Genomic DNA, 14,802 nt, shown 5'->3' on the forward strand with positions numbered 1-14,802 from the left:
TTGCGAAAATATATTTTATGGTTTTGCGAGGGTTTCATATGCGTCAGGATTTGACCGCTGTTGCAGGCGAGAACACCCGGATCGTTCCCGCCATCATGATCGGTGGGTCCGGAACCCGGCTCTGGCCGCTGTCCCGCTCGAACAAACCGAAGCAGTTTCTCACGCTGGGTGGCGACGGGCATGACAGCTTTTTCCAGCAGGCGCTGCGCCGTTTTGCTGTACCCGGATATAGTCTGCCATGGCTGATGTGTGCACGCGACACATTGGTTCATGCGGAAGAACAGGTCGCCAGCGGCGGATTTTCCGTCGACGGACTTATTGTTGAACCATCGATGCAGGGAACGGCCGCGGCGATTGCCGCGCTGACCGTCACCATCTCGCGCATCGATGCAGCGGGAAGCAACGCCGTTCTTCTCGTCGCCCCTTCGGATCATATCATTGCGGAACCCGAAATCTTCAACAGGATCGTCGCGGACGCTCTGCCGATTGCACGTTTCGCCGACCGTATCGTCACCTTCGGTATCAGTCCCGAGCATCCTGAAACCGGCTTTGGTTATATCCGCCCGGGCGATGCAATCGAAATAGACGGTGAGGTCAGGGGATACGCCATCGGCGCCGGCGATTTTCTGGAAAAACCATCGCTTGAAAATGCGAAGCGTTACGTGGAGGAGGGTTTTTGCTGGAACGCCGGCATCTTCATGTTCCGGGCCGGCGTCATGCTGGAAGAACTGGCGCGTCACGCGCCGGAAACCCTGCAGGCTGCGGAAGAGGCGTTTGAAAATGCCGCCATCGACATGTTCGATGACATACACGCGATCATGCTGGAAGCTTCGGCGTTTGGGGCTTCGCCACCAGATGTTCCCATCGACACGGCGATCATGGAACGCACGTCGCGCGGTGCGGTGGTGCGCTGCGAGGGCATCGGCTGGTCTGACATCGGCTCTCTTTCGGCCCTGCATGAGATCGCCCGCAACAAGGATGCCAACGGCAACGCCCTTTCCGGGCCGGTGCTGTCGATCGGCTCCAGCAACACCCTTGCTTATGCGCGCGGTGGCAGAAAGGTCGTCCTGATCGGGCTTGAAGACATGATCGTGATTGATGACGGCGATGCCATCCTTGTTACGAAAATGTCGCTGGCGCAGAAGGTCAAGGATGCCGTCAATCTTCTTAAGCAGAACGAGATGCCGGAATCGCGCGCCACGCGAGAACAACTATATGGCTGGGGAAAGGTCCGGCTGCTCAGCGATGAGGGCGACCTGACGGTATTCACGGTGACGTTGCGCAGCAACGCGACGATAGCGCTGCGCATTCCCGATGGTTATTGGGAGAACTGGGCGGTATCCTCCGGCAAGATCGACATCATCCTCAGTGGCTTCGTTCGCCATCTGGTGCCGATGGCCAGCCTTTCGCCGACAGAAGGCGAGATTTTGTCGCTTTATAACGGCGCGGCCAGGGAAACCACCATCGTCGTCACCCGGCAGCGCAGTTCCGGGCGGAATTTGGCCATCGCGCCGCAGAGTTTTACCGCAGACACGGTTCTCGACCTCATCCCCGTCGAGGCCGATGTGTCAGCCTTCGATCTCAACATGGTGCCGGAAAGCACCCTCCATGACGAGCCCCATCCCGCCAATTGACGAGGCTTTGCGGCACGCCGGGTAACGCGGATTTTGTGCAATAATAACAGCAGCAGGCGAATGAGTATGCCGAAAGACGGCGCGTTTGATCGTGAAACGGGTGGGGGAATCGCCCGCGCCTCGCTCCTGCATCAGGCTTTTGCCCGGTGCAGGGGCGGGCTTGCCGTCGTTGCCGTCGTCAGCGGTTTCATCAATCTGCTATATCTGACGAGCCCGTTTTTCATGTTGCAGGTCTATGACCGCATCATCCCAAGCGGCAGCATCGGCTCGCTCATTGCACTGTGTCTGCTGGCGGGCATGCTGTTCGTCTGTCAGGGCGCGTTTGAAATCGTCAGAAGTCGCATGTTGTCACGTCTCGCCGCCTTGTTCGAAGTCACTCTCGATCGGGTCCTTTATCGGCGATCGCTGCTGCTGTGCGGCAGACAAGCACTCGTCTCGACAAGTGACGATCTCGACATGGTGCGCGGTTTTCTCTCCGGGCCGGGGCCATCGGCGCTTTTTGATCTTCCCTGGCTGCCCGTCTATCTGGCGATCTGTTTTCTGCTTCATCCCGTCATTGGTTTCGTGGCGCTGGCAGGCGTGCTGGTCTTGATGGTTTTAACCGCACTTGCACATTTCAGCCTACAGCAATCTCAACGCGATCTCGCGGTGCTGACCGCAAACCGCAGGGGCTTTTCAGATTCCGTCAGGCTGAATTTCGGGACGCTGAGGGCCATGGGCATGACTGGCGATGTGGCGGAAAGGTGGGCCGCCCATAATGCGGCATTCCGGCTGTTCGGCACCCGTCATGCCGATGTGGCCAATACTTACGCGACACTGACGAAAATTCTCCGGCTTGCCCTGCAATCTGCCGTTTTGGCGGTTGGAGCCGTTCTTGTCATAAGGGGGGATGCGTCCGGCGGTATCATTCTGGCGTCCTCGATTTTGACGTCGCGGGCGCTTGCGCCGGTTGAGGCGGCTATTGTCCACTGGCGGAGTTTTGCCGCAGCAAGACATAGCTGGCTCCGCCTCGAGGCTATCGTTGCGGCAGAGACGGACCGGGAAATCCTGTCGGAGTTACCGCTGCCATCCCGCAACATTACGGTCGAGGCCATGGCGGGAGGTCCGCCGGAAACCCAAAAACCCATCATATCGGAGATCGGGTTTTCGCTGGAGGCGGGAACGGTTCTCGGAGTGATCGGACATAGCGGATCCGGCAAGACGGTGCTTGCCCGTTTACTTCTGGGTATCTGGCCCGTCAGTTCCGGCACGCTGCGTTTCGACGGAGCGACGATGGACCAGTGGCACGTTGATCGGCTTGGCAGCCATATGGGTTACCTTCCGCAGGAGGTGGGGCTGTTTGGAGGAACCATCGCCCAGAATATTGCCCGGTTTCGCAAGAACATTCCCTCTGCGGAAGTCATTGCTGCAGCGAAAACGGCCGGCGTGCACGATCTGATTTTGCAATTGCCGGATGGCTACGACACCCTGATCGATCCCCAGTTTCCGATACTCTCGGCCGGTCAGCGGCAGCGTATCGCTCTGGCGCGTGCGCTTTACGGCCAACCATTCCTTGTCGTTCTCGATGAGCCGAACGCCAATCTCGACGCTGAGGGGGAAGAGGCTTTGTCTCGCGCCATCGACAGCATCAAGATGCGCGGAGGCATTGCAGTCGTCATCACCCATAGACCCGGTATTCTTGCTCAAGCGGACGAGATTCTGGTCTTGAAAGAGGGCAAGATGGCAGCCTTCGGCCCGCGTGAGGCGATCATGGGGCAGGTCCTTCGCAAACCGGTTGCGCGCTCTGCAAAGATCCTGAAGGTTGTCGGGGCAACCGGAAAGCTGGAGGTGTCGCGATGAGCGATGAGCTTTCTATCGCCTTCTGGCGCCGTTCACTCCGGCGACATATCGCGGTTGTTATCGGACTGGGGCTTGCCCTGTTCGGCGGTGTTGGCGGCTGGGCGGCCACGACGAAGCTGGCGGGAGCCGTCAGCGGTCAGGGCTTCATCGTCATCGAAAACGACGTCAAGAAAATACAGCATCTCAGCGGCGGCACGGTGTCCGAACTTTTGGTGCAAGAGGGCAGTGAGGTTGCGGCCGGCGATGTTTTGTTGCGTCTCAGCCGAACGACTGTCGAAGCCAATCTGGCAATTGTCGAGAATGCGCTGGTGCAGTCTCTGGTACGCGCTGCGCGCCTCAGAGCGGAGCTTGCCGGCACAAGAACGTTCGAGGCGGATTTTCTGGGAGAGAAGCGGCTGACCAGGCCTGCCTATGGCCAGCTCGTTGCATTGGAGCAGAACCTTCTCGAAACACGGCGAGACGGCATTGAAGGCATGAAGCGCCAGCTCGCCGAACGCAAGGGCCAGCTTGCAAATGAGATCGAGGGCGAAAACGTCCAGATCGAGGCGGTTAAAGCGTCGATTGCGGCGGTTGATGAGGAGTTTGCCTCTGTCGACGGATTGTACCGGCAACAGCTTGTCACGCTGCAGCGCCTGACGTCGCTCAAACAGCGTCGCGCCGAGTTGCAGGGCAATCTGGGTGAACGACTGGCATCGAGAGCGCAGGCCGAGGGGCGCATCAGCGAAGTGGAACTACAAATTCTTCAGCTCGATGAAAACCGCCGTGGAGAAAATGCCAAGGAGTTGGCGGAGACCGAAGCGAAGATCACCGAAATGGAAGCGCGACGTGTCGATGTGACAGAACAGTTTGGCCGATTGGACATCCGTTCTCCCGTCAGCGGTCGTATTTTCGAACTGCAGCTTCACACCGTCGGCGGCATCGTTCAGCCAGGGGAGACGTTGATGCTGGTCGCGCCGCGTGGCGATGGCCTGATAGTGGAGGCGAAAATCTCGCCGCGCAATATCGATCAGGTGACGCCAGGTCAAAGGGCACAGGTGCACTTTAGCGCTTTCGACCGCACGACGACACCGATGGTGGTGGGCGAGGTTGTCTCCATTTCGCCGGATGTGCTGACCGATCAAAGAACCGGACAGCCGTTTTACGCGGTGCGGATCAGGCCTGAGACAGAGAGCCTGGAAGGGTTGGGAGGCCTGAAACTCTATCCGGGAATGCCAACGGATGTGTTGATGCCGGCGGCGGAGCGGCGCGTGATCTCCTATCTTGTCAAGCCGCTGACGGATCAGCTCAATCATGTTTTCAGGGAGGACTGAGCCGGGACAAGAGAAATCATTTCCGCCCGGTATCAGACAAGGCAATCAGTTAACGAAAAAGGCGTTTGCCCGGAGGGGTCCATGGCAGCTATCCAGTTTATTGCGTTTATGGGGCAATCCAACGCGGACAATATGTTCAACCTCTATGGGGACAACGATTCCGGCGCTTCGGTTCTTGCGGCCGAGCTTTCGTCCTATCTCGGCATCTCCGGCGGTGTTTCGGCGTCCACGCTGAAAACAACGATCCAGGGCACGGGAACGTCGTCGAAATTTACGACCGCCAACAATGTGGTGGTCCAGGATTTTGCCAAGGGGGCAAGCGGCGTCGATGGCAATGCTTCCGATGCGCCGGGCGCGGATCTTCTCTGGTGGTATCCCGACACGAACACGCCCGGAGCACTGGCACAGGCTGCGATACAGGGCATCAATGCCTCGATTGCCGCCCTTGAGGCGCAAGGCTATACGGTCGAGCTGAAAATCGTCTGGGCGCAGGGCGAGGCGGATGCCAAGCGCATCATGGACGGCACGAGCGACGTCGAGACCTATAAGGAAGCGACGGTCGAGGTGCTGGATTACATCCGCGCCCAGACCGATCCTGCCGCACCGGTTTTCATACAGGAGGTCGCCGATACGGCCTATACGGGTTCTGATGCCCGCTGGAACGGAGGGCAGGATATCGTTCGCGAGGCGCAGCGCGAAATCGCGGCCAGTCGCGACGACATCTATATCGGTTCGATCACCGAAGATCTGCCGCTGAAGGATCAGGTCCATACGGATAACGAATCCTACGAAGTGGTTGGAGGCCGGCTTGCCAATTACATCGCTTATACGGAAGGGTTGACCGGCACCATTTCAGGGCCGCGTCCTTCGCCGGACCCGGATGAGGTGATGGAGCCCGGCGATACGGCGCCTGTTGCCGTTGCCGACAGCCACATTACCGTGACCGAGAACCGGACGACGGTCAGCAGCACGTTCAATCTGCTTGCCAATGACAGTGATGTGGATGGTGACGTCCTGCGGGTGACGCAGGCAACCCATGGCTCCAAGGCTTCCGCCATTCAGGCAGCGGAAACCGCCGTCGCCGGCAAATACGGCACTTTTTATATCAGTCCGAATGGCAGCTATTATTACAAGGTGGACCCGACCCTCGCCGCCACCAACGCCATCGCGGCCGGGCAGACCGCGGAAGACAATCTCACCTATCGAATTTCCGACGGGCGCGGTGGAACAGCCAGCGCCGTCGTCACGGTGACGATCACCGGTCTGAACGATGCGCCGACGGCGGTTGCCGACACCGCCTCGATCGTCAAAACCGTTTCGGGCAATGGCAATCTTCTGACCAACGATCTCGATCCCGATACCGGCGACGTTCTTTCCGTGCTTTCCGGCAGCGCCGCCGGCGGAGCGATGCAGAGCGTGACGACCGGCGGAACCACTATTGTCGGCAGTTACGGATCGCTGATCCTGAAAAGCGACGGAAGCTGGATCTATCAACCGAACCAGAGCAATGCTGCCGTCGCAGCACTTTCGGGCTCCGCATCGTTGTCGGAAGTCTTCAACTATACCGTCCGCGACGGCGCGGGTCTCCAGTCCTCGGCATCGCTGACGGTTTCCATTCGCGCCTCCTCCACAGGTGGCGAGCCCCAACCGACGATCAGCGGAACGGCGGCAGCCGATACGCTGCGCGGCACGGCAGGCGCAGACGTGATTGCCGGCCTGGGCGGCAACGATACGATCAAGGGGCTTACCGGAGACGATATCCTCATCGGTGGCGACGGAAACGATTATCTGGAGGGTAACGAGGGCAACGACCGGCTTGTCGGTGGTGCAGGTGTCGATACGCTGAAAGGTGGTGCGGGTGCGGATACCTTCGTTATCAGCAGCATGAGCGAGATAGGAGATATCGTTTCCGATTTTCGGTCCGACGACTTCCTCGATCTTTCCGGCATTCTGGCAATGCCGACCGGAACGACGGGCGCGAGCGCACTTGCGGCGGGCTATATCCGTCTTTCACAATCGGGCGCGGATACCCTCGTCGAGGTGGACGTGGACGGCGCCTCCGGTCCCGGCGCCTTCGCAACGGTTGCGACGCTCAGCGGGATTACGGCGTCGAGTGTAAAGCCGGCGCAGTTCATCGTCACGCCATCGGTTCCGTCCGGGCCTGCCAATACCGCGCCGTCCGCGACAGGCGAGGCCCGATCCGTTTCGGAAGATGGTCCGGGCAACACGGTTTCTGGCAACCTGCTTGCCAACGATCAGGATAGCGACGACGATATCCTCTCGGTCGCCTCGATCGTGATCAAGGGCGTGGCCTATTCGCTTGGCGCGTCGCAAAGCATTCAGACCAGTTATGGCGCGCTGACGATTGCACCCAATGGTGACTATAGCTTTACGCCATCCGCAACCAATCCGATCGTCAACGCGCTATATTTCGATAATCTGGTCGAGAGTTTTGAATACACCGTTTCGGATGGTCGCGGCGGAACCGCAAAGGCGAGCCTCTCGATCACGATTGCAGGCAGCAACGATGCGCCGGTGGCGGTCAGCGACACCGGCACCGTGTCTGTCAATGCCAGCGTGACCGGCAACGTCGTCGCCAACGACACAGATCCCGATGCCGGTGATTTCATGGCGGTGACCCGCGTGATGCATGGCTCGTTAAGCGTAGCCGTCACCGAAAACGACACACAATTGGCGGGTACATACGGCCTGTTGGTCATCGATTCCGACGGAACGTACAGTTACGTTCCCAATGTTTCCAACCCGGCGGTTTCCGGCCTTTCTGGCGGTTCGACGCTGACCGAGACCTTCAGCTACACCATTCGCGATGAGACGGGTCTGCAATCGACGGCCAGTCTGGTTTTCACCATCAAGGGAGCGAACCACGCGCCGGTTGCCGCCGACGATACGGCGACAGCGACGGCAGCCGCGACCAATGCGACAGGAACTGTTCTCGGCAACGATAGCGACGTCGATACCGGAGACGCATTGACGGTCCTGTCTGCCAGCGGCACCGGCGCAGCCGTCAACATCACGGGCGCGGGCAGCACAATTTCCGGCAGCTTCGGAACGCTTCTTCTGAAAGCGGATGGGAGCTGGAGTTACGATGTAAACGAGACCAATCCTTCAGTTGCAAGCCTGTCGGAAACCTCCAGTCTCACAGATACCTTTCGCTACACGATCCGGGACAGCCAGGGGGCAACCGCGACGGCGACGCTGTCCCTAACGGTCAAGGGCGCGCCGGCTGGCGGCGGAACGGGATATGGAACCCCGACCATCGTCGGGACAGACGCGGGCGAAACGATATCCGGCCTGGCGGGCAACGATATCATCGAAGGCAGGGGCGGCAATGATGTCATCAAGGGCAGGCTCGGCGATGACGTACTCGTTGGCGGCTCCGGCAACGACACGATGGAGGGCAATGAAGGCAACGATGTACTTTATGGCGGAACCGGCAATGACCAAATGAAGGGTGGTGCGGGTGCCGATGCCTTCTGGTTCGGCAGCGGTCACGGTGCCGATATCGTGCATCAGCTGCGGGCCGATGACACCCTGGTATTCACCAGCGATCTTTTTGTGTCCAAGGCCGCTTTGCTGGCGGCCGTAACGGTGGTTTCGGCAAATGAACTGTTGGTTGCGACGCCGGATGGCGGTTCGATCCAGTTCCTCGACACCACACTGAGCGATTTGCAAAAGAGCGGTTTCGCGGTCACAGACGGCTTGTTTGTTTAAGCTGTCGCCGATGGTCTTATTATTCCTATTTGCTGTGCCGACATGGCCCAAGCTTGGAACGTCGTATTCGATTGCCGACCCATGGGGACAACGACAACGGTATTAGGGCTGGCCACATTTGCTAAATTTCAAGTTGTAGTCGACGATTGCGTCTGGTCTTTTCTCCGCACGAAGAAGGAGATAGCGATGGTGTGGATGTCGAGTAGACAGTCACGGCCGGGACCGGAGGGAATGGCTATTGTTTCGCGCATGTCGCGGATAGTTGTGACTGCCCGTTCGAGTATACGTCGCTTCTGATAGCCATGGAGGTGATCCAGCCTGTTCGATCGCGGACAAGTTCGGCGTGTTCGGTTAGGATCATGGCATGAGGTTGCTGGGTCGACCAACGGGGTCAACGGAAGATCAAAGCCACATCTTGAGAACATGCTGTCATGCTGCTGCATCAGAATCGAACAGGGGCGATATCGATGTTTCGGTTATAATTACAATATTGTTTTAATATTTATCAGTATGTTGAAAAGATTTTTCAAGTGGAATATTAGGGTCGATGTAAACGCGGTCGACACCTTCTGGGTCACCCGTAAGAGCGATAGACGATAATTCGGGGAAGTCGTAAAAGTAATAAGCTTCGCTGGAGAGGGACGCAGGAGTCGCCCCTGAGTCACGCCTTCGCAGAAATTGCGCTGAGCTCTTCAAGATCGAGATCATGCTCAAGCTCTCTTAGCGTTTCGTCATCGATCTTTCCTTCTCGGCGCAAGCGAATGAGTTCCGTTCTGCCGGCGGCGACAGCCTGAAGAACGACATCGAAATGGGCATGAAGAAGTGGCGAATATTTCTCGGTGCTTTCGGCATATTTGACACTTGCCGCCAGTCGATGTTCGTATCTCTTCAGGAGTTGCGGATGGATCAGTTCTCCGTTTCCATCATAAGCAAGCCCCTGAACAGTTGCAAACTGGACCTGCGCCATTGAGGCTTCGGCCTCACTCATCGTCATCGGTGCGCTCTCTGGTTCGATATTGCCAAGCCCAACCCAAGCTATAATCCGTCCGAGCGTCGTTCCTTGTATGAGGACCGTTCCCACAATCACCGCGAAGGCCATGACCAGAATGAAGTCGCGTCCCGGGAAATCTTCCGGCAGGCTGAGAGCAAGCGCCAGCGTGACGACGCCGCGCATGCCTGCCCAACCGAGCGCTGTCACCCCTCCTGGTCCGAGGGGTTTCGAGCGAGCGAGTTGCAAGCCATGAAATAACCTGATGACGAAATCCGATGCGCATATCCACACGAACCGCGCGATGACGAGCGTAACGAGGATCGTCACCGCGGGGAGGGCCATCGAGCCAACCAGTGAGCCAAAGCCACCGCCACGTTCAACGACGTCCCGTAGCGACAGTCCTATCAGGATGAAAACCATTGCCTCCATGAGGAAAACAAGAACGTTCCAGAATGACGTCCCGCGCATACGCGTCGCGGCAGACAGCACAGTATGCTGATGCCATGATGCAATCAATCCGGCGGTCACCGTAGCGATCACACCGGACGCATGCATCTGTTCCGCCAAAAGATAGGCGGCCCACGATAGAATGGCCGTCGCAGCAATCATCAGATATTCGTCGCCTAGATGCCGGACCAGCTTTACCCACGCGAAACCGACAACCGCACCGATTGCCGCGCCACCTGCAGCCAGAAAGACGAATGCAGCGAGTGCTTCGGTGGTGCTGAATGTACTGCCGGCCGCAGCTGCCACGGCAAAACGAAAGAGTACGAGCCCGCTGGCATCATTCAGGAGGCTTTCTCCTTCCAGAAGGATCTGGAGGCGTCTGGGTATCTTGACCCTTTCCAGCACGGCACGAGCCGAAACTGCGTCAGGAGGTGAGACGATAGCCCCAAGGGCAGCGCAGGCAGCCCACGGCAGGGACGGCATGAGGAGGTGAACAACAACGGTAATGACGACTGTCGTGAACAACACCGCGCCGATTGCGAGGGACGCAATGCCGAAGACATGCCGTTTCAAACGGTCCACGGCGATCGACCACGCTCCATCGAGCAGCAGTGGCGGTAAGAAAATCACCAGAACCAGTTCCGGATTGACGGAGATCGTGGGCAAACCGGGGACGAATGCCAACGTTCCTCCGCCCATCAGAAGCGCTACGGATGGCGGCAGGCTCATGCGATGGGCGATGTAATGCAGCACGATAATGGCGAGAAACATCGCGATCACGAGTTCGAACAGATGCGTGCCGTCCATATGCCCCCCCAATCCGCGTCGGACTCATATCAAATGACGAGTTTCGTGAAAAAGCAACGGTACTCATTTTTGCTGGCTTGAAGGAGTTCCGGCAATTATCACCAGCTCTTTAGGCGGCACCGCACCGTTCTGGTTTTCAAGAAGCGCTGTGATGGCAGCCTTGAGGCCTACACCGCTGACTCGGGTGCTCATCATATCCCTTGTAAGGGCGGTAATAATGTCGGCAGCTTCGCGGGTTGGTAAGCCGCCATCCCTGATGTTGGAGACACAGTTGCGGTTGGAATCCGGGTTTCCCGACGCCGGGCCAAAAGTGATGTAGGCACCGAGACTGTCGGCAGATGAAAGCCCGGGACGTTCGCCCACAAGCACGATCGTCAATTCTGCGCCTAATGCCTCACCGATAGGATCACCAATTGCGACGCGCGCCTGATTAGCAAGGACAATTGGCGAGGACGCCAGGTTAAGAGATGCCAGCCTCGGAACAAGCGCCTCGATCAAAGGCACTGCATTGAGGTCAACCGCGCTAGACGAAAGGCCGTCCGCGACGATGATTGCGACATCGTAGCCTTCGATTGTCCTTTTCTGTTTGAGACGGGCCGTAGATTCTGCTGAAAGCTGCCGTCCAAGGTCAGGCCGCCGCACATAGATGCTGCGGTCACGTGCCATGCTGTCAACATTGACAACCGAAAGGCCAAGGCGATCGAGCCTATCCGCTAGCGAGCGCCGGTCGACGCTTGTCCAGACTGCTTCACGCGCCCGCGCGTGGTCGAGAAGAAAGGCGAGCTGTGCGCGTGTCGGAAGGCCTGCCCCATGGCGGCCAAGCGAAACACGCGCATCGGTCATGTCCTTGAGGTTTACAGTTTTATCGCTGGCTGCCGGTTTGAACATTTTCACCATCTTAGCCTCCAATCAGTTCGCTGTTTCGGACATAATTGGACAGCGCAACAGGCTCGCCAAACATCGCACCGTGGCGATCGGTCAGCCCGATATCAAACAGCCATTTCTCGAATTCCGGTGCGGGTGGTCGCTTCAGCGTCTCCCGGCAATAGACGGCATCGTGATGCGATAGCGACTGATAGTTGAGCATGATGTCGTCGGCGCCAGGAACGGTGATGACGAAGTTGACATTCGCGGCGCAAAGCAGAGTAAGCAGCGTGTCCATATCCTCTTGATCGGCGTCCGCGTGATTTGTGTAACAAACGTCAACACCCATCGGCAGGCCAAGGAGCTTTCCGCAGAAATGGTCTTCAATGCCAGCTCTGATAATCTGCTTGCCGTTGAACAGATATTCCGGTCCGATGAAGCCAACGACCGTGTTGACGAGCAGCGGGTCGAACTCGCGGGCGACCGCATAGGCGCGTGCCTCCATCGTCTGCTGGTCGATGCCAAAATGTGCATCCGCCGAAAGAGCAGCTCCCTGACCTGTCTCAAAATACATGACATTGGCACCGGGTGGGCTGCGTTTGAGCGATCGCGCCGCCTCATGCGCTTCCTTGAGCAACGCCAGATCGATGCCAAAACCGCGATTTGCCTTTTCCGAACCGGCCACCGACTGGAAGACGAGGTCGAGGGGCGCGCCTCTTTCCATTGCCTGCATCGCAGTCGTGATATGTCCAAGGCAACAGGTCTGGGTTGGGATAGCAAGCTTTTCCCGCAATTCGTCGAGCAGAGAGACGATACGAATGTAGTCATCGGTCGCGTCGGTTGCCGGGTTGACACCAATCACGGCATCTCCGGACCCCATAAGGAGTCCGTCGATTGCAGAGGCGATGATGCCGCGGCTGTCATCCGTCGGGTGGTTGGGCTGATTTCGAGTGGAAAGCCGGCCCGTCAGACCTATCGTGTTTCGGAAACGCGTCACTACACGTCGCTTGGCCGAAACAGTAATCATGTCCTGCAGCCGCATGATTTTAGACACCGCAGCGACCATTTCCGGGGTGAGGCCCCATGTCACCGCCTCAAGCTGGTCCTGCGTCGTCTCGGGCCTCAGCAGCCACTCGCGGAATTCGCCAACGGTGAGCGAAGAGACCGGCCCAAACGCCGCCGCATCATGCCGGTCAGCGATCAGCCGTGACACCTCGTCTTTATCGGATGAGATCAGTTCTTCGCCAAGAAATGCCTTGAGCGGCAGTTCGGCCAGCGCCATCTGTGCGGCAAGCCTCTCGACAGGACCTTCTGCGGCGATTCGTGCCAGTTGATCGCCGGAACGCTCCGGCGTTGCCTTCGCCATGAGAACCTTCAGGTTATCAAAACGAAAAACAGTTTTTTCGATCGTCATAGTGTAGGGCATCGAATGGATTACCGGTTGATGAGTGCCAGGGTTTTATGGTGGAGCTTTGCGTTGGCCGATGCCAAAACCCGTCCATCCGAATGAAATGACAGCGCGTTGCCCTGCCAGTCGGTGATAGAACCGCCTGCACCGGTCACGATCGGCACGAGAGCCATGTAGTCATAGGGCTGCAGACCCGTTTCGAGCGCAATGTCGCAATGGCCCGATGCGAGGAGGCCGTAAATGTAGCAGTCGCCTCCAAAGCGTCGCAGCTTCGTTGTCCTGGACAGGCGTTCGAAGCACGCAATGTCGGCGCCTACGAACATGTCGGGTGAGGTCGTATAGAACCGGGCGTCAGAAAGGTTTTCGTTGCTGCTGGTTCGTGCCGGTTTTCCGGCAAATACTGTTCCTCCCGGCCGTCCCAGCCACCGCTCGCCGGTTGCGGGAATATCGATTACGCCACAGTATGGTTTTCCCTGATAGGCTAGCGAGATGAGCGTGCCAAACAGCGGAAAGCCGGTGATAAAGCTCTTTGTACCGTCGATTGGGTCGAGCACCCATGTAAAGGCGTCGCCTTGCTTGACGCCAAACTCTTCGCCATAAATTCCATGGTCTGGAAAACGCGCCTCGATCATCTCGCGCAGATGTTTCTCGATTGCGCGGTCGGCGATCGTGACCGGGCTGTCGTCGAGTTTTGAGATGACGTCCAGTGGCGTCCTGAAATAAGAAAGCGCCAGCGGGCGTGCGGCGTTGGCGAGCGCTTCGGCAAAGGCGATGTAAGGTGCGACTTCTCGCAGGTGGATATCTTGGGTGGTCATCAGAGCGCTTTCAGGAAAAGGGGCCAGCGAGGGTCATGGATGATCGAGCGGGCGCGCATGTGTTTCCATATCCCGTATTTGTAAAAGTCAAAATCAAGTGTCGAAATCCGGTTCTGCACCATCGCCCATGTGCTCCACTTGATGTCTGCCAGCGCCTTGTGCACAATGAAACGGGCGTGAGATGCCTTGTTGTAGAGGCCGAAATATTCCTCGATGATTTCGCAGTCGATGTCCTCCGAATAGAACATTTCACCGCTCCAGATCGCCAGATCGTAGAGACGTTCATTGTTCGAGGCGTATTCGAAGTCGATGAGTTTGATCGACTTGTCGTCGCCGATCAGGAAGTTTCCTGGCATCGGATCGTTAAAGCACGGAACGAGATCAAGCCCGGAAGCCTCAAGTGCCGCGCGCGCATGCTTGTAGGACCGGAACAGCCAGTCGTGGTCGAGTGGCCAATGGCCGCCAAGTGCTCTCACTTGATCAAAATGCTCTTCAATCATGTCGAAGACGGTTTTTGTCAGTGGCAGCGTAGGGGCTTCGTGAAACTGCCTGTACACACGCACCGCCTCGTTTCTGATCGCGGGGTCTGCGAAATCCTTATGGGTCGAGGCGCGGCGGCCGTCGATAAATTCAGCGATTTCGATATCGAGGTGATCGAGATAATCGAATGTCTTCGGCCCGACGCCGATCGCTTCAGCCTGCTTGCTCGCCGCAGCCGCAGCCTTGCGGTTGATGAACATCTCCGTGCCCCGGCCAGGGATTTTCAGAAAATACCCCAGGTCGTCACCTTCGACCTCGATGCGAAAATTGGTGTTGCTGATGCCTCCGGAGACCGGACGGTAGCGCAACCGCCTGCCTTCCCATGGTTTAACCTGGATGATTGCGGCCTCCAGCGCCCGTTCGGCATCGGATCGTGCCGTTCCCAGTTCGTTCATAGGCTTGTTCCCGTTATCGT

General features: G+C 58.0%; 9 protein-coding genes. 4 read left to right on the plus strand and 5 right to left on the minus strand.

The annotated features are described in order from the left end of the window. The first annotated feature begins 38 nt into the window (after positions 1 to 38). From CFBP5499_RS25170 to CFBP5499_RS25185, 4 genes are all read left to right on the plus strand, one after another. Positions 39 to 1,634 (plus strand): mannose-1-phosphate guanylyltransferase, encoded by a 1,596-nt coding sequence (locus CFBP5499_RS25170; RefSeq protein ID WP_158523282.1) that lies wholly within the window; start codon positions 39 to 41, stop codon positions 1,632 to 1,634. Positions 1,635 to 1,700: 66 nt separating this feature from the next. Further along, positions 1,701 to 3,473 carry a type I secretion system permease/ATPase gene (locus CFBP5499_RS25175; protein ID WP_080827616.1) on the plus strand — a complete coding sequence of 591 codons (1,773 nt, stop codon included), beginning with the start codon at positions 1,701 to 1,703 and terminating at the stop codon, positions 3,471 to 3,473. Then, complete coding sequence (locus CFBP5499_RS25180; RefSeq protein WP_137066467.1) at positions 3,470 to 4,783, plus strand: HlyD family type I secretion periplasmic adaptor subunit; 1,314 nt, start codon at positions 3,470 to 3,472, stop codon at positions 4,781 to 4,783. Before CFBP5499_RS25175 ends, CFBP5499_RS25180 begins: the two co-directional genes overlap by 4 nt. Before the next feature lie 81 nt (positions 4,784 to 4,864). Continuing rightward, positions 4,865 to 8,515: an Ig-like domain-containing protein gene (locus CFBP5499_RS25185; protein ID WP_080827615.1), complete on the plus strand. Its 3,651-nt coding sequence runs from the start codon at positions 4,865 to 4,867 to the stop codon at positions 8,513 to 8,515. Between the two features lie 661 nt (positions 8,516 to 9,176). Here CFBP5499_RS25185 and CFBP5499_RS25195 read toward each other — a convergent pair. The 5 genes from CFBP5499_RS25195 to CFBP5499_RS25215 all read right to left on the minus strand — a co-directional run bounded on the left by CFBP5499_RS25195 (position 9,177) and on the right by CFBP5499_RS25215 (position 14,782). Beyond that, positions 9,177 to 10,760, minus strand: a complete 1,584-nt coding sequence (locus CFBP5499_RS25195) for a Na+/H+ antiporter (RefSeq protein ID WP_080827614.1) — start codon at positions 10,758 to 10,760, stop codon at positions 9,177 to 9,179. Positions 10,761 to 10,823: 63 nt separating this feature from the next. After that, a complete protein-coding gene (eutC, locus tag CFBP5499_RS25200; RefSeq protein ID WP_080827613.1) occupies positions 10,824 to 11,657 on the minus strand; it encodes an ethanolamine ammonia-lyase subunit EutC in 834 nt (277 codons plus the stop codon). Position 11,658: 1 nt separating this feature from the next. After that, positions 11,659 to 13,050: an ethanolamine ammonia-lyase subunit EutB gene (locus CFBP5499_RS25205; RefSeq protein WP_080827612.1), complete on the minus strand. Its 1,392-nt coding sequence runs from the start codon at positions 13,048 to 13,050 to the stop codon at positions 11,659 to 11,661. Between the two features lie 8 nt (positions 13,051 to 13,058). Further along, complete coding sequence (gene hisN, locus CFBP5499_RS25210) at positions 13,059 to 13,847, minus strand: histidinol-phosphatase (RefSeq protein ID WP_080827611.1); 789 nt, start codon at positions 13,845 to 13,847, stop codon at positions 13,059 to 13,061. After that, positions 13,847 to 14,782, minus strand: a complete 936-nt coding sequence (locus CFBP5499_RS25215; RefSeq protein ID WP_080827610.1) for a choline/ethanolamine kinase family protein — start codon at positions 14,780 to 14,782, stop codon at positions 13,847 to 13,849. Before CFBP5499_RS25215 ends, hisN begins: the two co-directional genes overlap by 1 nt. Between the last annotated feature and the right edge of the window lie 20 nt (positions 14,783 to 14,802).

This window comes from Agrobacterium tumefaciens (genome assembly GCF_005221325.1).
Lineage (GTDB): Bacteria > Pseudomonadota > Alphaproteobacteria > Rhizobiales > Rhizobiaceae > Agrobacterium.